The 20,940-nt window shown below is 44.8% G+C and carries 21 protein-coding genes and 1 pseudogene; 8 read left to right on the forward strand and 14 right to left on the reverse strand.

Annotated elements, in window-relative coordinates:
- The first annotated feature begins 12 nt into the window (after positions 1-12).
- The 4 genes from DSOL_RS05635 to DSOL_RS05650 all read left to right on the forward strand — a co-directional run bounded on the left by DSOL_RS05635 (position 13) and on the right by DSOL_RS05650 (position 5,881).
- Positions 13-4,254: a 2-hydroxyacyl-CoA dehydratase gene (locus DSOL_RS05635; protein ID WP_075363888.1), complete on the forward strand. Its 4,242-nt coding sequence runs from the start codon at positions 13-15 to the stop codon at positions 4,252-4,254.
- 249 nt (positions 4,255-4,503) lie between these two features.
- Positions 4,504-5,133, forward strand: a complete 630-nt coding sequence (locus tag DSOL_RS05640) for a YeeE/YedE thiosulfate transporter family protein (RefSeq protein WP_075363889.1) — start codon at positions 4,504-4,506, stop codon at positions 5,131-5,133.
- A gap of 4 nt (positions 5,134-5,137) precedes the next feature.
- Positions 5,138-5,374, forward strand: coding sequence for a sulfurtransferase TusA family protein (locus DSOL_RS05645; RefSeq protein ID WP_075363890.1), 237 nt, complete (start codon positions 5,138-5,140; stop codon positions 5,372-5,374).
- 15 nt (positions 5,375-5,389) lie between these two features.
- Positions 5,390-5,881: a YeeE/YedE thiosulfate transporter family protein gene (locus tag DSOL_RS05650; protein ID WP_075363891.1), complete on the forward strand. Its 492-nt coding sequence runs from the start codon at positions 5,390-5,392 to the stop codon at positions 5,879-5,881.
- Between the two features lie 42 nt (positions 5,882-5,923).
- Here the strand turns inward: DSOL_RS05650 and DSOL_RS05655 are convergent, their stop codons facing one another.
- Entirely contained in the window at positions 5,924-6,826 is a 903-nt protein-coding gene (locus tag DSOL_RS05655; protein ID WP_075363892.1) for a selenium metabolism-associated LysR family transcriptional regulator, read from the reverse strand.
- 243 nt (positions 6,827-7,069) lie between these two features.
- Here DSOL_RS05655 and phsA point away from each other — a divergent pair, with 243 nt between their 5' ends.
- The 4 genes from phsA (at position 7,070) to nrfD (ending at position 11,457) form a co-directional block, all read left to right on the forward strand.
- A complete protein-coding gene (gene phsA / locus DSOL_RS05660; RefSeq protein ID WP_075363893.1) occupies positions 7,070-9,313 on the forward strand; it encodes a thiosulfate reductase PhsA in 2,244 nt (747 codons plus the stop codon).
- Between the two features lie 85 nt (positions 9,314-9,398).
- A complete protein-coding gene (locus DSOL_RS05665) occupies positions 9,399-9,980 on the forward strand; it encodes a TorD/DmsD family molecular chaperone (protein WP_075363894.1) in 582 nt (193 codons plus the stop codon).
- Positions 9,973-10,539 (forward strand): 4Fe-4S dicluster domain-containing protein, encoded by a 567-nt coding sequence (locus tag DSOL_RS05670; RefSeq protein WP_083642338.1) that lies wholly within the window; start codon positions 9,973-9,975, stop codon positions 10,537-10,539. The genes DSOL_RS05665 and DSOL_RS05670 overlap by 8 nt, the downstream gene beginning before the upstream one ends.
- Positions 10,540-11,457 carry an NrfD/PsrC family molybdoenzyme membrane anchor subunit gene (gene nrfD, locus DSOL_RS05675; RefSeq protein WP_075363895.1) on the forward strand — a complete coding sequence of 306 codons (918 nt, stop codon included), beginning with the start codon at positions 10,540-10,542 and terminating at the stop codon, positions 11,455-11,457.
- A gap of 364 nt (positions 11,458-11,821) precedes the next feature.
- On the opposite strand, the gene DSOL_RS05680 is transcribed toward nrfD, so the two are convergent.
- From DSOL_RS05680 to DSOL_RS27845, 13 genes and pseudogenes are all read right to left on the reverse strand, one after another.
- Positions 11,822-12,007: a hypothetical protein gene (locus DSOL_RS05680; protein WP_075363896.1), complete on the reverse strand. Its 186-nt coding sequence runs from the start codon at positions 12,005-12,007 to the stop codon at positions 11,822-11,824.
- A gap of 126 nt (positions 12,008-12,133) precedes the next feature.
- The gene (locus DSOL_RS05685; RefSeq protein ID WP_075363897.1) at positions 12,134-12,466 is read right to left on the reverse strand and encodes an ArsR/SmtB family transcription factor; all 333 of its coding nucleotides are present in this window, start codon (positions 12,464-12,466) and stop codon (positions 12,134-12,136) included.
- A gap of 69 nt (positions 12,467-12,535) precedes the next feature.
- The gene (gene lplA, locus DSOL_RS05690; protein ID WP_075363898.1) at positions 12,536-13,537 is read right to left on the reverse strand and encodes a lipoate--protein ligase; all 1,002 of its coding nucleotides are present in this window, start codon (positions 13,535-13,537) and stop codon (positions 12,536-12,538) included.
- A 134-nt stretch (positions 13,538-13,671) separates the two neighbouring features.
- The gene (locus DSOL_RS05695) at positions 13,672-13,908 is read right to left on the reverse strand and encodes a PH domain-containing protein (RefSeq protein ID WP_075363899.1); all 237 of its coding nucleotides are present in this window, start codon (positions 13,906-13,908) and stop codon (positions 13,672-13,674) included.
- Between the two features lie 73 nt (positions 13,909-13,981).
- Entirely contained in the window at positions 13,982-15,385 is a 1,404-nt protein-coding gene (gene lpdA, locus DSOL_RS05700; protein ID WP_235838707.1) for a dihydrolipoyl dehydrogenase, read from the reverse strand.
- 365 nt (positions 15,386-15,750) lie between these two features.
- Positions 15,751-16,077 carry a YnfA family protein gene (locus tag DSOL_RS05705; RefSeq protein WP_075363900.1) on the reverse strand — a complete coding sequence of 109 codons (327 nt, stop codon included), beginning with the start codon at positions 16,075-16,077 and terminating at the stop codon, positions 15,751-15,753.
- A gap of 2 nt (positions 16,078-16,079) precedes the next feature.
- The gene (locus tag DSOL_RS05710) at positions 16,080-16,550 is read right to left on the reverse strand and encodes a putative iron-sulfur cluster-binding metallochaperone (protein WP_207649605.1); all 471 of its coding nucleotides are present in this window, start codon (positions 16,548-16,550) and stop codon (positions 16,080-16,082) included.
- 32 nt (positions 16,551-16,582) lie between these two features.
- Positions 16,583-16,687 (reverse strand): hypothetical protein, encoded by a 105-nt coding sequence (locus tag DSOL_RS29945; RefSeq protein ID WP_139314395.1) that lies wholly within the window; start codon positions 16,685-16,687, stop codon positions 16,583-16,585.
- Positions 16,688-16,804: 117 nt separating this feature from the next.
- Complete coding sequence (locus tag DSOL_RS05715) at positions 16,805-17,881, reverse strand: methionine synthase (RefSeq protein ID WP_075363901.1); 1,077 nt, start codon at positions 17,879-17,881, stop codon at positions 16,805-16,807.
- A gap of 431 nt (positions 17,882-18,312) precedes the next feature.
- A pseudogene (locus DSOL_RS05720) lies at positions 18,313-19,038 on the reverse strand (DUF5714 domain-containing protein); the annotation flags it as partial.
- 181 nt (positions 19,039-19,219) lie between these two features.
- The gene (locus DSOL_RS05725; protein ID WP_075363902.1) at positions 19,220-19,435 is read right to left on the reverse strand and encodes an ArsR/SmtB family transcription factor; all 216 of its coding nucleotides are present in this window, start codon (positions 19,433-19,435) and stop codon (positions 19,220-19,222) included.
- 321 nt (positions 19,436-19,756) lie between these two features.
- On the reverse strand, positions 19,757-20,773 hold the full coding sequence (locus tag DSOL_RS05730; protein ID WP_235838709.1) for a hypothetical protein: 1,017 nt from the start codon (positions 20,771-20,773) through the stop codon (positions 19,757-19,759).
- Complete coding sequence (locus DSOL_RS27845) at positions 20,751-20,900, reverse strand: hypothetical protein (protein ID WP_170871444.1); 150 nt, start codon at positions 20,898-20,900, stop codon at positions 20,751-20,753. Before DSOL_RS27845 ends, DSOL_RS05730 begins: the two co-directional genes overlap by 23 nt.
- Positions 20,901-20,940 lie beyond the last annotated feature (40 nt).

Below are 20,940 nucleotides of genomic sequence, written 5' to 3' on the forward strand. Positions count from 1 at the left end.
TGGAGGAAGAAAATGAGCAACGTTTTAAATATTGGACTCGATGTTGGTTCCACAACGGTCAAACTTGTTGTGTTAGATCCGGAGCAAACGATTGTCTATAAGAACTATCTCAGGCATTTTTCCAATATCCGCACGACAGTCGTTGCCATGCTCGGAGAGGCCAAAGCCATCTTGCATGGGCATATATTGACCCTGATGGTGACAGGGTCTGGTGGCTTTAATATTTCCCAAACCTTAGATGTCCCTTTTATTCAAGAAGTGATGGCTTGCTCGCAGGCCATTAAAATCCTTATTCCCAAGACCGATGCCGCTATAGAGCTGGGCGGTGAGGATGCCAAAGTCACTTATTTCGGAGACTCTCTGGAGCAGCGTATGAATGGGACGTGCGCCGGAGGTACCGGGGCCTTTATTGATCAGATGGCTTCCTTATTACAAACGGATGCTCAGGGTTTAAATGAACTCGCTAAGAACTACCAAACAATTTATCCAATTGCCTCTCGCTGTGGCGTGTTTGCCAAGACGGATGTCCAGCCCTTATTAAATGAAGGAGCCGCCAAAGAAGACATTGCTGTCTCTGTCTTACAGGCCGTTGTCAATCAGACAATTAGCGGCTTGGCCCAGGGCCGTCCGATTACGGGCAACGTTGCTTTTTTAGGAGGTCCCCTGTTTTTTCTCTCTGAACTGAGAAAGCGTTTTACTGAAACTCTGAGATTAGAAAACGAAAACATCCTCTTCCCGGACGATTCTCAATTCTTCGTGGCGATTGGAGCCGCCCTTTCCTCACGGGAGCATGAGCCCTTTGCACTGGAGTGTTTATACGAACGCGCCCCCTTGATTTATGCCATGAATAATGACGGGAACGAAGATTTAAACCCTTTATTTGCCAACCCTGCAGAGTATGAGGCTTTTAAAGAGCGACATGCCCAACATAAGGTCCAGCGAGGGGATTTAGAGAGCTATGTTGGAAATGCCTATCTAGGCATCGATGCTGGGTCAACCACCACCAAGATCGCCCTAATCGCCAAAGACGGAGGTTTGCTGTATTCCTATTATGGCAGCAATCAAGGAAACCCGTTAGAATCAACCATGGAAGCCTTGAAAACCCTGTATAGAAAGCTCAATCCAACGACCCACATTCTCCACTCCGCCGTTACCGGATATGGAGAGCATCTCATCAAAGCAGCACTCCAAGTGGACATCGGAGAAATCGAAACGGTTGCCCATTATACCGCCGCCAATTTTTTCTTACCTGGCGTTGATCTTGTTTTAGATATTGGTGGACAGGACATGAAAAGTTTAGTCATCCGGAATGGAGTTATTGACTCCATAACCTTAAATGAAGCGTGTTCTTCAGGATGTGGCTCCTTTGTGGAAACCTTTGCCAACTCTTTGAATATGAATGTTCAAGAATTTGCTCAAATCGGGCTGGAATCCAAGCACCCGGTCGATCTGGGGACGCGCTGTACCGTCTTCATGAACTCCAAAGTCAAACAAGTCCAAAAAGAAGGGGCTGAGGTTGGCGATATTTCGGCGGGAATCTCCATTTCCGTCATCAAAAATGCCCTTTTCAAAGTGATACGCCTGAGGAACGCGGAAGGACTGGGGAAAAAGATCGTCGTCCAAGGAGGTACGTTCTATAACGACACTGTCCTCAGGGCTCTAGAACAAATTGCGCAGCGAGACGTGGTACGCCCAGACATTGCCGGACTTATGGGTGCCTTTGGAGCCGCTTTAATTGCTAAAGAGCGTTTTGAACAGGGCTATGCGACGACCCTCCTAACCGGAGAGGCACTCCAGAAGCTCTCTTCGGAGACCACCAACCAGCGCTGCGGGCTATGCGGAAACAACTGCCTCGTCACGATCAAGCGTTTCTCTAATGGGGGAGAGTTTTTCTCTGGCAATCGTTGTGAACGAGGGGCAGGCAAAAAGGTGGTGCACTCTGAGATCCCCAATCTTTTTGCCTACAAGTACAAACGAGTCTTCAACTACAAACCCTTAGCCCCGGACAAAGCCGTCCGAGGGACGATCGGGATTCCCCGCGTATTAAATCTCTACGAAGATTATCCCTTTTGGTTCACCTTCTTTACAGAATTAGGGTATCGAGTGATTCTCTCCAGTCGCTCCGCTAAACAACTCTATGAGCAAGGCATGGATACCATCCCTTCCGAGTCAGCCTGTTACCCAGCGAAGCTTGTCCACGGACATTTTGCCGATTTAGTGAAAAAAGGGGTAACCAAATGCTTTTATCCCTGCCTTCCTTATAACCGCACAGAAGATCCCGGCGCAGGCAACCATTACAATTGCCCCATTGTCACCTCTTACCCAGAGACCATTCATGCCAACATGGATCTCCTCCGAACTCCTCAGATGACCTTTTATCATCCCTTCTTACCGATCGATAAGCCAAGTCGCATGGGCAAACGCTTAATCGAAGAGTTGGCTCCCGAAGGAATCTCCAAAAATGAGATCCTTGAGGCGATGGATAAAGCGTATCTCGAGCTGGACAAGTATCAGGACGAGGTCAAGAAAAAAGGAGAAGAAACCCTTCTCTACATTAAAACCCATCATCTAAAAGGGATTGTCTTAGGGGGAAGGCCCTATCATATTGATCCAGAAATCAATCATGGAATCCCGGAGATGATTCAAGCCTATGGGTTCGCTGTTTTATCTGAGGACTCCATAAACCACCTCGGTAAGGTCGAACGACCGTTGCGCATTGTCGATCAATGGGTCTACCATACGCGGTTGTACGCTGCCGCCAGCTATGTTGCCGAGCAAGAATCTCTCGAATTAATCCAATTGACCTCCTTCGGATGTGGCTTAGATGCCGTGACGACGGATCAGGTCAAGGAAATTCTTGAGGCTTACGGGAAAATCTATACAGTATTAAAAATTGATGAGATCAACAATTTAGGGGCTGCTCGGATCCGCGTGCGTTCCTTAATCGCTGCCATTCAAGAACGCGACAAACGAAGCTTTCCCACTGAAAAATTGTTTGCCAAGCTCCCGAGAGTCGTCTTCACTAAAGAAATGAAGAAAACGCATACCCTTTTGGTGCCCCAAATGTCCCCGATTCATTTTCAGTTTTTCAAAACCAGCTTTGAACTTGCGGGGTATACCCTGGAAATCTTACCTTCAGTCGATAAGTCGGCGATTGATGAAGGCTTAAAATACGTGCACAATGATGCTTGTTACCCCGCCATTATTGTCGTTGGACAGATCATGAGAGCCTTGGGGTCCGGCAAGTATGATTTAAACAACACCTCAGTGATTATTTCTCAGACTGGCGGGGGATGTCGAGCGACGAACTATATCGCCTTTATCCGCAAGGCCTTAAAAGATGCCCAAATGGAACACATCCCCGTAGTTGCTTTAAATACAGGGAATTCCACCAGTTTAGAGAAAAATCCCGGCTTTAAAATCACCCTTCCAATGTTTAATAAATTGATGAGGGGACTAATCTATGGGGATCTTTTAATGCGGGTCCTCTACCGAGTACGCCCGTATGAGAAAGTTCCGGGCTCCGCCAATCGCTTATATGAGGAATGGGTAGAGCGCTGCCAAGAATCCTTGAAAAACGGAAAAAGCAGGGACTACAACAAGATGATTCGCCAAATCGTGAAGGATTTTGATCATCTACCAATTGATGAGGAACTGGTCAAACCCAAGGTAGGCGTCGTCGGTGAAATTCTCGTTAAATTCCACCCTACCGCCAATAACAACATTGTCGAGCTGTTGGAGGCTGAAGGTGCTGAGGCGGTCGTCCCAGACCTCGCAGACTTCCTATTATATGGTGCTTTGGATAATCGCATTCAATATGAAAAACTCTCAGGTAGTTTTTGGGGCATGGTGTCTGGCAATCTCTCCATCAACCGGATTGAATCCTACCGTAAAGAGATGAAGAAGGCTCTAAGCGCCAGTAAACGGTTTACAGCCCCAAAACCCATCGAGGAAATTGCCAAATATGCAGCCAACCACCTCTCTCTGGCCAACCAGGCAGGAGAAGGCTGGTTCCTCACCGGAGAAATGGTCGATCTAATTCGCTGTGGAGTCCAGAACATTGTGTGTTTACAGCCCTTTGCCTGCTTGCCCAATCATATAACAGGCAAAGGCATGTTCCGAGAAATCCGAAGGTCCTATCCTCAAGCTAACCTTGCCCCCATTGACTATGATCCTGGGGCGAGTGAAGTCAATCAACTGAACCGCATAAAGCTTATGCTTTCTGTCGCTGTTGAAAATTTAACCAAGACCTAGGCCAAATGGTCAATAAAACGAAAAGTCGCAAGGATTTCTCATCCTAACGGCTTTTCCTAGCCATGTCGCATTCATTGACCAATGTCACCTTGTTGTATTTCAAGTCATTGATGCCCTCGTCAAGCAATCAATAAAGTTCGAACTCACTCGGTATAGGGTCCCCTTGATGTTTCGTTGACAGACAATAATAAAACGATTATCCTTAAATTAAATATGTTAATATAAGAATATGTGAAAAAGGAGATCAAGATGGGGACTAATGCATTTCATTCCCAACAGAAATGGAACCTCGGATTTATCGTATTTCTTTCGTTGTTACTTGTTCTTCTTGCTCAAATGAGTACTAATCTCACTCTGATTTTTGCTCTAGGAATTAGTTTGGGCTTTGTCTTACAAAAGTCCCGTTTTTGTCTGGTGTCTGCTGTGCGTGATCCTATCTTAATCGGCATGACTGAGCTCACCCGAGCCTTTCTTTTACTTTTGGGGATTAGTATCCTTGGCTTTGCGCTGGTTTCCTGGGGAGCATCCCAGAGAAATATCCCGTTGATCCTCAATGTTTTTCCTTTGGGCGTGCATACCGTTGTCGGTGGACTATTGTTCGGGATCGGGATGGTGTTGGCTGGAGGCTGTTCTACGGGAATTCTAATGCGTATTGGGGAAGGATTTGCCATGCAAGGGGTGGCGTTTTTCGGTTTGGTGGTGGGCGCTGTTTTGGGAGAGCGGTCGTTAATAAACTGGAGAATCGTCTTTGGTGAATTGCCGGGGATTTTCTTGCCGGATATTTTAGGTTGGGCTCCAACCCTTATACTGGAAATAGCCGTGTTGTTGGCCTTATGGCAGTTGGCTAGATGGTGGCAAAATAAACAATTGGGGGAGTAGGTGAATGGCTGTGACTCGTTTTTCAATTGAGATATGGGGAGAAATGTGTCCAATTCCCCTAATTAAAGCAAAAAAAAAGTTGTTGTCCATGCAATGTGGTGATATTTTAGTCCTAGAGACTGAACACAGTTGTACCTCAAGGGGGATTGTTGTTTGGGCAAAAGCCAATCGGTATATTATTGAAGAGGAAGAAGTGGCGAATGGCATATGGCATCTTGAACTGACGAAAACGCATGATTAGAGAGAGTGTGAAACCATGAAAAAGACTTGGCAGACAATCATCCATGGCCCTTGGGCTTATTGGGTAGGGGCCATTATTTTGGGTGTGCTCAACCTACTTGTGCTGATCGTGAGGCGTCAACCTTGGGGGGTTACTACGAATATCGAACATTGGGCGGAATGGATTGGTACTAACTTGGGAGTGCTCGATGACCAAGGATTTACGTTTATGGGCTTAATGACTTCCTCTGGGACCTATTTGAACCTTGGGCTGCTGCTGGGTGCCTTTTGGGCAACGTTGGTCGCTTCGCAGGCTCGATTCCGGCCAATCAGGAATAAGAAGTTCTTTTTTTCCGCCTTAATTGGGGGGTTACTCATGGGCTACGGAGCACGGATTGCTTATGGTTGCAATGTCGGCGCCCTGTTGAACGGAATTGCTTCGAGTTCTCTTACCGGGTGGATTTTTGCAATCGCGGTCTTTTTAGGGACTTGGATAGGATCAAAACTCCTCGTTAAATATTTACTGTAAAGAGACAGCTTACGCTGTCTCTTTACTATTATTTCTATATTCTCAACACAGGCAGCTTTCTTCAGGATCTGTAAGAAATTTAATGAATAGCTTTGTTTTAGTGGAAAGGGAACGATTGTTAGGATAGACAATATTGAAGATTAGCGGCATTTCCATGTCGGCAATCGTAAGTACCTTAAGTATCCCCGTGTAAGCTTCTTTGCGCACGGCGAGACGTGGTACAACCGATCCACCTAATCCAGCCTCTACAGCAGCTTTAATGGCGAAAATAGTCGTCATCTCGGTAAACACGTTCAACTGATTCACGGAATAGCCGTGACGAGCTAGCGCCGATGCGAGAATTTTTTTTGTGCCTGATCCATCTTCGCGCAGAATTAGCGGCTGTTTAAGAAACTCTTGCAGGGAAATAACCCCTCCTTCAGCGGGATGGTTCGGAGGGACAATAAGTACTAATTCATCCGAGGTAACAGGAAAGGCTTTAAGAGAAGAAGACTCTGTATCTCCTTCCACAACGCCGATATCGACTTCATCAGCCATAACCATGCGCAGAACCTCTTCGGCATTGGCAATATTTAAGCAAAGCTCGACCTCAGGGTATTGTTCTTTAAACAAATAGATCGAGCAGGGAAGAGAGACATTTCCAATAGTGGTACTTGCCCCAATCATAATTTGATTGTTTTCGCGTTGGAAGACAATTTCGAGTTGCTGTTCCATTTCGTCATGAAGGTCAAGGATCTTTTGCGCGTGGGTATAAAAGACTTCGCCAGCCTTGGTCAGTCTCACGCCCTGCGAAGTTCGGTCAAACAATGGCCCTTGGAAATAGTCTTCCAAATTTTTAATATGTGCGCTAACGGCCGGTTGGCTCATATGCAACATTTTTGCTGCTTTTGAGAAACTTTGCTGGCGCGTTACTATGCAAAAAATCTTGAGTTGGTAACTATCCAAAACAATTTCACCATCCCCTAGTTCTTAGGTTATTAACATCTAAGAGTATTGTATAGCCCAGCTCTTAAAAATTCAATCAACTAAACTCTGCATCCTATAACTTGTGCTTATAGGTGCATAACGATGTCAAATATGATTTTAAAAGGTAACAAGAGTCAAATTGTCGAATTGAACTTGTGTAAATATTCTCAAATGGTTTTATTTTTCGCATAAGAGTTCAAACTTGAATAGGAGGGAAAAGCCGTGAAACGGAGACAGTTTTTAAAAGGTGCGCTTTACGGAACTGGCGGAGTCATAGTTGCCTTTGGTGGCTTTGGGACGCTAACAAAGCTTGGTCCAAAAAATGCTGTGGCAGAAGCCAAGGAATCTGAGAAGATCGTGTATTCGGCCTGTGAAATGTGCCGAAATCAATGCCCTATTGCAGTGCAAGTTAAAAATGGAAAAGTGGTAAAGGTGGATGGGCACCCCGATGATCCAGCGATGGGTGGGTCGCTCTGTGCCAGAGGGCAAGCTGGACCGTCACTTCTCTATGATCCTCAACGCATTAAAAAGCCGATGATTCGGACGGGAGCCCGCGGCGAAGGAAAGTTTAAAGAAGTGAGCTGGGATGAAGCCTATCAGTATATCTCAGATCAACTGAAAAAGGTGATTGATAAAAGCGGAGCGGAATCCGTTGCCCTGGCCAGTCGTAAAGGACCGCACGACCTCTTCTTCAGAACCATTGGTCAAGGAATCGGTACCCCTAATATCTTTTCCCATGAAGCCACTTGCCCTATGACCCGCTCTGTGGCACTCGACACGACGTTTGGCACCGAGGGGATTTCGGCAGATTATGGAAATACGAAATACTTGATCTCCTTAAGCCGCAACTGGTTTGAAGGGATTCACGTTCCTCAAGCAAAAGGAGTCATGAAGGCTCTGAATAACGGAGCCAAAATGGTAGTCCTTGATCCACGCTTCAGTGTCAGCGCTTCAAAAGGGGAATGGCTGCCCATTAAAGCCACGACAGAGCTGGCCTTTGTCATGGCAATGGCCAATATCATGATCAACGAGAACCTTTTTGATAAGGACTTTGTTGCACAATACGTTGAAGGATTTGAGCAGTGGGCCGAAGCAGTCAAAGACAAAACGCCGGAATGGGCTGCCCAAGAGACCGGTCTGGCGAGAGAAGACATTGTGCGCGTGACACGCGAATTTGCGGCTGCTAAGCCGCATGCCATTCTAGACTTTGGCTGGCGGACTGCTTTAACAACCAATGATTTTCAGTTGCGCCGAGCCATTTTGCTGGTCAACATGATGATTGGAAATTTCGAAGTGGCTGGTGGCTACTTTCAGAATAAAGGGGCAGGTGTTCTAAAGAAGTTTCCTGAGCAAGCCGGGTATGCCTCGCCCCTGGGTGGGTTGAAACGTCCTGCTTTCCCCAAACCTACTAAACCTCGGATTGATAACACAGGAGTCAAGGGAACACCCGGCCAACTTATCCCAGCGTATGATGGCGGTGTGGGTCAGATTTCCATCAGTATTTTGACAGGTCAACCCTACCCTATTCAAGCCTGGTTAGTTCATCGGTTTAATCCTATTATCACGCTAGGGAATAGCGAGCAAACCATCGAAGCCCTTAAAAAACTCGACTTTATCCTGACCTGTGATGTCTACATGACAGATACTGCGTACTACTCGGATGTCGTGTTACCAGAGAATACTTATTTGGAGCGTTATGAGCAAGTCTACGATATGTCCGGCTTGACGCCCAAGTATGTCTTACGCCAACCCGCCGTTTCCTCGGTTTACGCAGATACTAAGCCCCATTGGCAAATTTACAAAGAGCTGGGCGAGAAAATGGGTCTCAGTAAGTTTTTCCCCTATCAAACGATTGAAGAGGTCTTAAATCAACAACTGACTCCGGCAGGGCTTACCTTAGACCTTATGAAAGAAAAAGGGTTCTGGACTCCTTCCGGTATGAAACCGTTCTATGTCCGAGCAACTGACCCTAAAGCCTCCCTCCCGTTCATCGAGACTCAGAGTAAAAAAATCGAGTTCTTCTCCCCTGAAGTCGAAGAGGCTACTAAAGAGGGAATTCCAGTTTATGTTAAACATCCTCAACCAGAGGAAGGAACATTCCGCTTCGTTCAAGGTAAAGTAGCAGTGCACACCAATGCAGGAACGGCAAATGTCCCTGTACTCAATGAATTGATGTCCACGAATTCACTGTGGATCAACACAGTGAGTGCAAAGAAGCTCGGCATTAAGGATGGGGACGACATTATCATCACCTCTGGGAAATTCGAGCACAAAGGAAAAGCAACGGTGACAGAAGGGATTCGTCCAGACACCGTCTTTGCTTATCACGGTTTTGGTCGTATTTCTCCCGAATTGAAACGGGCCTTTGGTAAAGGGATCAATGTTAATAAGTTGGTGTCAGGTCAACTTGGTACTGTTGGAAATTCGGTGACATCTATGGATTTCGTGACCCTTAAGAAAGCTTAATCCGCCTTCAGCGAATTTTAACATTAATGCCCATAGACGCATGTAGCAAAACGGATTGAAGGTTTATGCGGGAGGAGAGTGAACCTTGAACGAGAACACGGTAGCAGAACTTTTTTTATCCTTTGCCAGTTTGTTTTATCGGCCTTGCCAAGATATTTCTGAGCACTTGGAAGAGTTAATCGATGTTTGGCGAGAAGAGCTTATTATCCCAGATGCAAAAATCGCTGAATTATCAAGGTTCTGTATCGACTATCCTGCTGGAACTGCTCGCCTCAATGCGTTGTGGGAGCACTATATCCCGCTCTTCGAAACAGGGGCAGTGGAAGCACCACCCTATGCTTCAGTCTATTTTAGCGAGGACGGTCTCGTGATGGGGCCCGAGGCGTTTGCCGTCCAGCATGTTTATGAAACAGCTGGGTATGGAATGGGAGAAAAGGCCGAAAACCTTCCCGACCACTTGGCCGTTGAGTTAGAATTCGCGGCACTCCTAGCACGCGACGGCGAAGAAGAGCGCTTGGAGGAATTTCGGCAAAAGCATTTGCTTCCTTTTTTAAGCAAGATATTACCGCTAATCCGGGAGACTCATCGCCCCGTGTATGCACAGGCTGCTGAAATCCTAGAGAACTGGCAACTGAATCTAAAGAAAGAGGGTGACTCCGTTGGCTAAACATTATGCAATGATTGTACAAGTCGCTAAATGCATCGGCTGCCAGGCTTGTACTGTTGCTTGTAAATTCCAAAATAACGTTCCCGAAGGACAGTATCGGACTAAGACGCCTTCCTTGGGCATCAAAGGGCTGTATCCTAAGGTCAAGATGACCTTCGAAAAAGAAGCTTGTCAAATGTGTCAGGATGCTCCGTGTGTCGCTGTGTGCCCCACAAAGGCATCTCATTACAATGAAGATAATCTTGTTCTGGTGGATAGTGATAAGTGTGTGGGGTGTAAGTATTGCATGACTGCTTGCCCTTATGAGGCGCGTTTTATTAATAAGGAGACAGGTGCGGCGGATAAATGTACGTTCTGTTATGAAACGAGAGTTTCCAAAGGACAGAAACCAGCCTGTGTCTTGACGTGTGTCGGTGGAGCCTTATTCTTTGGAGATATTAATGATCCTGCGAGCGATGCTGCAAAATTATTGGCTAAATTTAAAAGTAGTGTACAGGTTCGCAAACCAGAGTTGGGTACGAAGCCCAGCGTGTACTATATCTATGAGGGGGTGAAGTAAATGGATGTAACTTGGGGTGCAAATGTTGGAAATGAGGTAGCCTGGGGAGGGGTAATTGCAATTTATCTTTTCCTAGCAGGGGTCGCGGGAGGCGCCTTTTTAACATCAGCCTTAACTGATTTATTGAGTAAAAAACGGCCAGAAAAGGTGATCCGTTCAGGTGCCTATATTGCTCCAGTTGCCATCGTGATAGGTTTGATTATGTTGATTGTTGACTTGGGTCGCCCGTTAACGTTCTGGGAACTCTTGATTAACGTTAACTTTCATTCCGTTATGTCGTTAGGGGTGTTTATAGTATCCATCTTCACCGCCTTTTCCTTTGCCTACGCTTTCTTGGTATGGACGGCAGCGGCTTCCCAAAAACAGGTTCGGGTTACCACTGCGGGGATGGAAATGGCGGCCACGAGTTCCTTTCAAGGGCTGCAAGGTCTGCGTAAACCAATCGCTTTGGTTGGCTCTCTAGTAGCGCTGGGCACTGCAACCTATACCGGATTTTTGCTCTCAGCGGTCACTACAAATAGTTTATGGCATGTATCCTTGCTCGGAATTAAAAGCATTCCCTTCTTACCGATTCTGTTCTTAGTATCTGCTCTTTCTGCAGGCTTAGCCGTAACCTTGATCGGAGCAAATGGCAGCGATCTTACCCTTTATAAGAAAACAGATATCGTACTCCTTGCTTTGGAAATTATTCTTTTAGCCATTCTCTACGTTTCCGTGGGTTCCATGTATTTCAGCGGGAGTATGGCTTGGTTGTTCTGGCTTGGCGTCGTGGTCATTGGACTGTTACTGCCCCTTATCCTCTCCATCTATGGGGTGAGTACCCATAAAAATTTTGTGCTTCCCGTGAGTAGCATGGTTGTTATTGGGGGTTTGTGCTTACGTTGGTTTGTGATTTATTCCGGTCAATTGTTTAAATAAAGACTCCAGCTAAGCCTCCTTTGAGGTTCGCTTTAAAGCATGAGGTGTGGAAGCACGATAAACCCGAGAAACTGATGCAACAGTTTCTTGGGTTTATTTAGCATATTACTTATATTGGCAGAAAACTAGGGAGTATTCAAACTTTGGGATGTTCTTTGCATCCCTCTGGATAAATGTCCATAGGTTTTGTGCTGTCCTTTTCGTAAATACTGTGTGTACATTTATTAATACAAGACCCACATTTACTACAATAGTCGTAATTAATGATCAGATACCACAGCCCCCATGGAAGTATCCTCGTTGAGTCAGTCCGATGTCTTGAAATGTCCTTTTCAAACCTCCTTAAACATTACTTGCCTTATTACTATCTAGATTTATCTAGGTAGTTTTTATATGCCGCAAGCAGGGCTATCTTGTATTCTCTTTCAGCACCTTCTACGATATAATTTCTTCGCGCCACTATTTCAAACAGTTTTTCAGCAGCTTCTTCATTCACTAAGTCGAGGCTCCTTAAATCCAGAAAAGCCTGTTCAACTCCAATTAACCCCACTAGTACGCCACCAACGATTAGCGTATATACTTTAGGGGCTCTAGGATCACAACATTTGCTCATATATTCATCTTTCCCACTTCCATTTTATAATATAGAGGTGAAAGAATTGACATTTCTACCCTTCTAGCGGTCAGCAAGATGCCTCATCAAAGCTTCCCCTTCTTGAAATTGTTGGGCAAGAATTTTCTGGACCTTCTCCAGAATAGTTAATACTTCAGGATATTTGATACGGTACATGATTTTTAGGCCCACTTTAGTCGATGTAATAATTTGTTGTTTGCGCAAAATACTCAAGTGTTGTGATAAATTTGATTGTTCAACTCCCAGATCCTCAATCAGCTCACAAACACATACTTCCTTGTCGTTCTCCACCAGTCGTTCGAGGATACGTACCCGGGTAGGGTGCGCTAAGGCCTTAAACAAATCACTCTTCATGGATACGATCCGTTCTTCCATAAAAATCCTCCAAATCCATATTTTATAGCCTCCTGCACTAAAACAATTGGCACAGGAGGTTTTATCGGTTTATAACTCTGTTTCGCTAAGCCATAGGACTACATCTTTGATAATAATCGCTTGATTTTCAGATTGACCCTCGCCCTTTATTAAATGCTCAATCATCCTGTCTGATCTAAAAGAGCATCCTTCAAGACCCTTCCCTATCTCTCTGATTAGGCCCTCTTCAAGGGCATCCGAAAAAACTTGCACAGAATCTATGCGACCATTTTTTAAACAAAACCCTAATTCCAGTTCTCCCCAGCCAAATCGGCGGCTAATGGAAAGGTCAAATTTCGGAGTATTGCCAAACCGCCAATCCCAAGAGGAATACTTTTGAACCAATGATTTGATCTTGAAGTCATTGCGATCTACTGATATCTCTTGGGCATCTCCCCCGTAAACATCATTAAAACTCTCTTCCATCCCTTCGATCACAGCGGCCAAGGTAACAGTTTTACAAACTTCCGATAGATTAACCACTCTGGAGCGAACCGAATCAACACCCTTGGAGCTTATTTTTTCACGAGATACCTGCAAGTAACGACTAAGCTTTGTCAGGTCGCTATCAATCAGGATAGTGCCATGATGCAAAGCACCAGCTTGATTGAAAAAGTAAGCGTTACCTGAAAACTTCTTTTCCCCAATCACCAAGTCGTTACGCCCCGAAAACTCGGCCTTTATCCCAATTTTTGTTACCGCCTGCAAAATTACGGTCAGTTGTTTCGATAGATCATAATGCTTTTTATTCATAATGAAGGTAAAATTCAAATTACCTAAATCATGATAAACTGCACCACCTCCGGATAAACGCCGGGCAAGTTTCCCGCCCTCACATTCCAAATCAAGATGCCGACACTCTTTCCAGGCATTCTGATTTCTGCCGATGACCACCGTGTTGTCATTCTGCCATAAATAAAGTATAACCTCATCTTCGGTTACTTGGTCCAGCAAATGTTCTTCTATAGCCAAATTCACCCATGGATCATACACTAATGACTTGATGATACGAGTTTGAATTTGTGCAATCATACTACACATTCTCTTTTCTTTCTTCAATTTTTATAAATTTACGAACATAACCTTTGATTCATTAATTGATAACAACAATGTTTCTGTAGGCTGTTCCTGCGGCACGGGTTGCTGTGATGTTCCGAATGGACAATTTACATCCGTAGACCATTATTGATACTAATTTTCATTTTTCGCTTTCCTAATTCCTGTTCTACCAAAAGAAGGTGTTGTATAGGGGGCAGGGGTTCGCTATCCTCTACGATTCTTTCAATGAAATATAGGCAGTCGCATTTCTCCTCTTGTGAATTGCTCAGGGTTTTGTACTTAAAACAGCTTATGAGGTCGTTGCTGTCTTCAATACCCAAACCGCAGTTACGACATGTTTTCATGTTCACACACCCTCCTAGTATTTTCCTACCTCAGTCATCATCTCTCTTTTAACCTCTCCCTATCATGAATATGCTATTTATGAATTGCCCGGCCAATTGCATCCCCACACGCTTCCATCACAGCTTCGGCTAAGGCTGGATGAGGATGGATCATATCCGCCAAGATTTCTGCTTTGACCCCCAGGCTGACTGCCAACGTGATTTCTGAAAGCAACTCTGAAGCATGAGGTCCCAGTATCCGGGCTCCTAAAATAACCCCAGTACTCTCCTCCGTTATAACCTTAACAAACCCTTCCCGTTCTCCATGACATAAGGCTCTGCCGTTGTTTCGAAAATCAAAGCGTCCGACTTTGACAGCTATGCCCTTTTCCCTCGCTTGATCTTCACTCAAGCCTACCGAAGCCACTTCAGGATTGGTGTAAACGCAAGAGGGTACAGCTCTATAGTTTAGCCTGCTTTGGATGCCCATGGCATTTTCGGCCGCCACACGCCCTTCGGCAAAAGCCAAATGCGCCAGAAGACTGCCACCGATCACATCTCCGGCAGCATAAACTCCGGCTACGTTGGTTTCCATACGGTTATTGACCACGATGGAACCTTTCGTCACCTCAATGCCCAGAGCACGGATGTCAGGAGATAGCCCCGCTAATTTTCTTCCCACTGCGACTAATACCTTTTCTGTGTGCAGGACCATTTCTTTTCCTTCTTCATTAACCACTAAGGTTTCCAGTCCATTTTCGGACTTAGAAATCTCTCGAACCTTTGAACTGAGCGCGAATTTGATTCCTTGCCTCTTCATGATTTTTAAGAGTTCCAACGTTATTTCCTGGTCCTCATTGGGAATGATCCTCTCTTGAACTTCCACCACAGTAACCTTGGAACCCAGTGAATTATAGAGAGTAGCAAATTCCATACCTATGGCCCCAGCTCCTATGATAGTGATACTTTCAGGGATCTCCGTTAGTTCCAGCGCCTCATCACTCGTGATAACACCTTCTAACATAACACCTGGTATCTCTGGAATTAAAGGCTCCGAACCCGTAGTAATAATCAAACGATTGCAGTTGACCACAAGGTCTCTGTCTGCGGTTTTAACGATCACCCTTTGCGAGGATTCAATCCACCCCTTTCCCCGCAAGACTTCAACCCCATTTTTTGCCAGCAGATGCTCTACACCCATCCTGAGACTTTTTACCACTCGGTCCTTTCTGGCCTTGCCAACGCTAGTATCGACGGATGAAACCGTTGCTGTTATGCCCAATTCTTTAGACTTATTAAGCATGGATAAGACTTCCGATGTTTTAAGTAATGCTTTAGTTGGAATACATCCCCTATTGAGACAGGTTCCTCCCACATCTCTATCCTCAATGAGTGTCACTTTTGCACCAAGCTGAGCAGCACGTATGGCTGCTACATATCCAGCTGGGCCACCACCAAGGATACCGATTCCTATGGAGAGTTCCTTGCTGTTGATCACCGAAACGCCCCCTTTTATTATATATTATCATATAGTAATATTATACTACGGCTTTGTTTTCTTTGCACTATTATTTTTTCATAGTTGTCTCGACGACATTGAAATCTCCTATTCTATTAAGTAAGAACACGCATACCATAAACAGAAAAACAAGAGAGGCATCTGTACCTGTACAAATGCCTCTCTTGTTTCTTCATACCGATCGAATCAGACCACTGTCTCGCTCTCCTGCATTAGCCGATGATTGTCGTTCAACTCATTGATTGTGAAACAGGTACTGGTCTACACGATGCCAGACGTGTATGACTTGGTGAGGGCAGTTGAGGAATTATAGTGGGTCTAACTAAAGAAGAGTAGGGACTAGTCTAATGACGTGGTGCCCACAGCATTATTGACACACCAACTAAACAAATAGCCGTTCCTATCCAATCGTACATATCAGGTGCCTTCTTATCAATTCCCCAACCCCATAAGACTGCCAGAAAAATGAAAACTCCTCCATATGCTGCATAAACTCTGCCAAAGTTCGGGAACTTTTGCAAGGTGGGTATGACGCCGTAAAGAATGAGGATTAGTCCTCCTATAATCCCATACCAAAATGGCTTTGCTTCCCTGAGCCATAGCCATACTAAGTAACCTCCCCCTATTTCGGCTAAACCAGCTAGAATGAAAAGTGTAATTGCATTAAACATGATTAGCTCTCCTTAGCAATTGACTCCAAGAGGTGTTTTAGGTTACCGATGCAACAAGAACCTTCTGGATTATTGACCTCACAACCACAACGACCAGCTTTTGTATGTGCGGTTATCTCCTCTAAAGCGGTAGTTCTGCCCGTTTCCTCTAATTCTTGTACCACTCTTTTCTTAGTCCATCCGAAACAGTAACAGACGGGGCAGTCTTCGTCTTCGCTTTTTGTGTACACTTCCACTTTTATGTCCCTCGTTTCAAATACGTCTTGATTATCACTAAAATAAACTACGGAACAGGCTTTGTTGGTACACATTTTGTAAGAAGCTAAAGGTTCCAGTTTAACTAATGCACTTGGCAACAACAGGCTTTTCAAAGTAATAATTTTCATCGGTCTACCCTTATCGCCACACTCCGGGCAACTAAACCCTAAGTCAAATTTTATTGGTTCGATTTGAATAGCACAACAGTCCTCCACTTTTTCACCATCTTTCCAAATAATTGTGTTTATTATATCACTACCGCAAGGGTACATACGGCCACGTTAGCGTCCCTGTTTCCGACGATATAATCTCCTTCGACAACAGGCCATTTTTCTTGACTTTCTAGCGGTATTCTAGCGGTATGCTTTTAGGTTGACAGGATGTACCGCAGTCGCATGACGTATTAGCAATTGTGAACAATCCAAGATCATTCTTAGTTAAATTTTCTAAACTGCGAATAGCCATGCACTCAAAACATCTGTTGATATTTGATGGATAGTTCCTTAGTAAGGCCGTATACCTTGTTGGCAATATCCGTTGTAAGACTTCCTACACCACAGCTTGGGGTAATCATCATCTGTGCAAGCAGGGCATTTCTGTCTATTCCCTTGCCTACCAATGTGTCAATCTGACCATTAAGCTTTTTGGTTAATTGGTCCGAGTCGTAAGCCCAAACTTTCTCGGACGTGGGAACTATTCCCCAGGCCAGAACTCCCTCTCTATGCAGGAAATTCTGAATATTCTCGGGATACAGGGATAAGGTTGTGAAGTACTCAAAGGCATCGAAGTTTAGTATATCAATCCTGGATTCGAGCAGCATTCCCCAATCCGTACTGGCACACACGTGTATCCCAGCACTACCACCGGCAGAATGAATCGTATCGACGATAATGTTAAGTTCATCAATGATTTCCTGTTTATTGAGGGTTATATGGGTTGATTGTCCGTAAGCATAAAGACCCGGTTCATCAATGAAAATTACGACTGGTATGCCGAATCTGTTTAAGGTCTCAACTTGCCAACTGGCTTGCAAGGCTAAGGTTTTAACAACAATATCCCGTAGTTCCTCATCGTAGTACGACGACCTTCTATTTTGGTCTGTGAGTTGCAGCCCCAAAGTGATTGGGCCTGTAACCTGACCCTTGATATATTTAGCATTATGAAAACCACCGTTAGACAATTCATCGACGAATGCCCAGAATCCCTTGGCATATTCATAAGGTAAGCCAAAGTGACTTAATGCTTCGTCGTCACCTTCGGATATTCTCAAATACAAATCGTAAAACTCAGTGAGCCGGTCTAACCAATTTGATTGCCGGACAAAGAAGGGTGAACTACCAGACTCTTTATCCACCAGACCAAGCCGGACAAGTGGGGCAATGTATTGGCCGATTAACCCTTCAGAAGTATTGTTGCTTGGTAGCTGTGGCCAATGAGGCATATCTGGAAAGAACTGTTTTACCGTTCGAACAGCTTCCACAGGGTCGATATGTGGTAAGCTACCAATCCCAGTTGCTATAAATGGAGGTATCAAGTGTAAGTTCACCTTCCTAACTCTTGCTGATTAATGAAGGCATCCCCATTGGATGCCCCTGTCAAAATACCCTGTTTACCCGAAACAGGAATTTAGACAGTTCAGGTCTTACATTCGGTGAGTTGTTCCTCCTTTGTTTCCAGTCGGGAGGGTTCACTATTAGTGGGGTGAATTTTGTCTGCTAATGCTCTAATCTTTGTCGCACCCACCGTCATAGCAATAGCTATCGTTTCGTTTAATTCATCTTCCGGAATGTTTAGTTCCTTTGCAACTGCAAAGCAATACTGAGTTCAGGGTTCACAACCTGCTGCCAGGGAAGCCGACAGGGCAATTAAATGTTTGGTTTTCCTGTCAATAACCCCTTCGCTGTAGACTGATGAAAAGAACTCATCGTATTTCTTTAGCACCCCGTTTTCTCCTTTCACTATAACAGTATCTTTGCCGAAATAGGAACACTTTTCTTTCCGGCACCCGTGAGGATGTCGTTCAACATGTTTACAAATTATGTTCTCACTGACTATTGGCAGGGAAACACTTAGATGCTCTTTCACCAATTTTACTGCCTCTGTCAATGATTTTCGAACGAAGTTCTTACAACAGCAAGGACCTGTTTCGTTAGCAATAGTGTTAACCATCTTGGCCACAACTCTCATGGTAGTTGCCGTTTCCTGGTCTTTGGGACAAGCCGCTCCCAGAATAACACTGAAGCAAGCGCCTATAGATACAGCGATACCGCATACGCCTGTCAAACCACAGTATCCGCCAATAGCCTGCTTTGCCGTTCGGTTTAGCACCTCCAGAACCTGATCATCTGTTACAGTGATACTTCCTTCGTTCCTGATGGCCGTGATCAAAGCCCCAGCCGCTACCCAAGCGTTTTCACAGCCAAGCATGGGAACTTGATCGTTATACCCCATGAGTGTTTCGGCAATTTCCAAAGGTTTTTTAGACTTACAACCAATTACATAGTCCTTAACTAAGTTAAAAACCCCTTTTCCGTGGCACTCGTCACAAACATAATGACCATTAGAGCAACAGATGTTAGCTATCTCCTGCCTGCCACACTGGGAACAAGTCAGTTCTCTGCCCTGGTCAAAGTACTCCAAGGGATTTCTGCAAATTTTACAGTGTTCAGTGTTTCCATCAACGTGCTGACCAGCACTAGATGAAGTACCTCAGCAGTCACTAGCGCTAGGTAGAACCACGTTATTTATCATCTCGAACATAAGGAAACTCCTCTCCCGTTTGATTGTTTTGTAAATCTAATAAGTTGTTACCTTTGACCTGCGCCCTGTTTTGCATGAAATCTTTTGATTGTGAGATGATCTTCCAGATCACGTCGTCGGTAATTCAATAGAAGGCAAAACTAGCTCGATTTTCAACACGGGTTATACCGACGTTTTTCAGCACTTTCAAATGGTGAGAAGTCAATGGTTGGGATAGACCCGCCGCCTTAGCGATTTCGTTGACGCTTTTACATTCTTTAGATAATACCTCAATGATGCGGAGGCGGTTTACATCGGCCAAAGCCTTAAACAATTGCTGGATGTCCGTATATAATTCCATCTATTCACCTCTTGTTCTACAACTAAGATAACATAAATACACCTTTATATCAATGGTAGTTTATATGGTAGGCAATAGAGCAGCTTTCTTCGCTTTCTTCGCTTGGTTTGTCATGTTAGAGTCATTCATGTTTCCTGAAATTTGAGGATTCTTTGTTTACACCACATTGTGAGATTGCAGCCGTTTTATGGCTCTTTTTACAGTGCGTTTTCGCCATTGGTGTCTAGCTGTAAGCTTTGTTAGGCCTAAATTTGCTGAACACCAAAGAAAATTAGTCTAATTCCGAACATAGCAAAAGCTACAACTAATTCTCAACCAAACTTATATATTTATAATGAACCTCTTTACCATCGGCAGATAGATATATCCGTTAATATTGTTTTCAAACAGGTCATGGGAGGATTCTGCTATCATAATATCCTTGTTTAACGATTCCCTGCAAAATTCCTGTAAAGGCTTCGGCACACACAAACCCAATTTATGGATGTCCATATCCTTGCAAGCATTTAGTACTTGCAGATAGTCTTTTGCCTCATGGGGCAGGATGCTTCCGCAGAGCAGACGGATGTCCGCCTCCCTAAATATCGTGGGTGGTTCTTTGATTTCCCCGCAGTCGTAGATGATAAAGTTATAATCCTTATCCAGCTCATTGGTAAAATAGCAGTCGATACCGCCGACCGGATAGGCTTCTCCGTCTTTTTCCGCGTCATAGATATTGACGATCCAGTTCAAATGCCGGTTGGTATTGGTCTCCACATAGCAGGCAGAAGCCCCCCGCGCAATGAGCCAGGCCGCCAGGTTAAAGGCGGTGACGGTAACGCCGCTGCGCCGCTGTGTGCCGGCAACGGCAATCTTCATATTCCGGGCGTCCCACCTGTATTTGACAATCTCTTTTGGTATCAAGGCTTCGGGAAGGGCGGTATCCTGCATAAAGCTTTCCGGTGGCCGCTTATACCTTTGCATACCGTCCTCCGAAAGACACTCGGCAAACTCATCCCTGATACCGTCCATGCTGTCGGCGGTCACAATATCCGTTACGCCGATATCCACCAGCCTGCCGATATAGGCGTCTGCATTTACCATATCCGACAGGATGGGGATGATTCTCACATTGAGCATCATTTGCATGGATTGGAGGGCAACGATGAAATCATCAAGCTGCTCCTCTATACAGGAAACATCCACAAGGAAATACTTGCAGCCTATATAATTCCTGATGTCCTTTGCGACAAAAAGCTTCAAGGAAAACCTGCCGATGAGCTTCTTTATCACAAGCTCCTGCCCTTCCATAAAGTCGGTCAGTCCGCTTTTCCCATTACTTGAAAGATACAGCAGCAACGCTCACACCTCCGTCATAAGGCTTGTTATCCTGCTTTTTGAGATTTGCAGTAAGGAGCAGGATAATCCCGATCACCACAATCAGTACATAGATAAACAATTCAATCAGTTTTTTCCGGTTATTCATTGTCTACCTCCGGATTAAAATACTCAACCAAAGTAAAGTG

This window comes from Desulfosporosinus metallidurans, from assembly GCF_001936615.1.
Classification (GTDB): domain Bacteria; phylum Bacillota; class Desulfitobacteriia; order Desulfitobacteriales; family Desulfitobacteriaceae; genus Desulfosporosinus; species Desulfosporosinus metallidurans.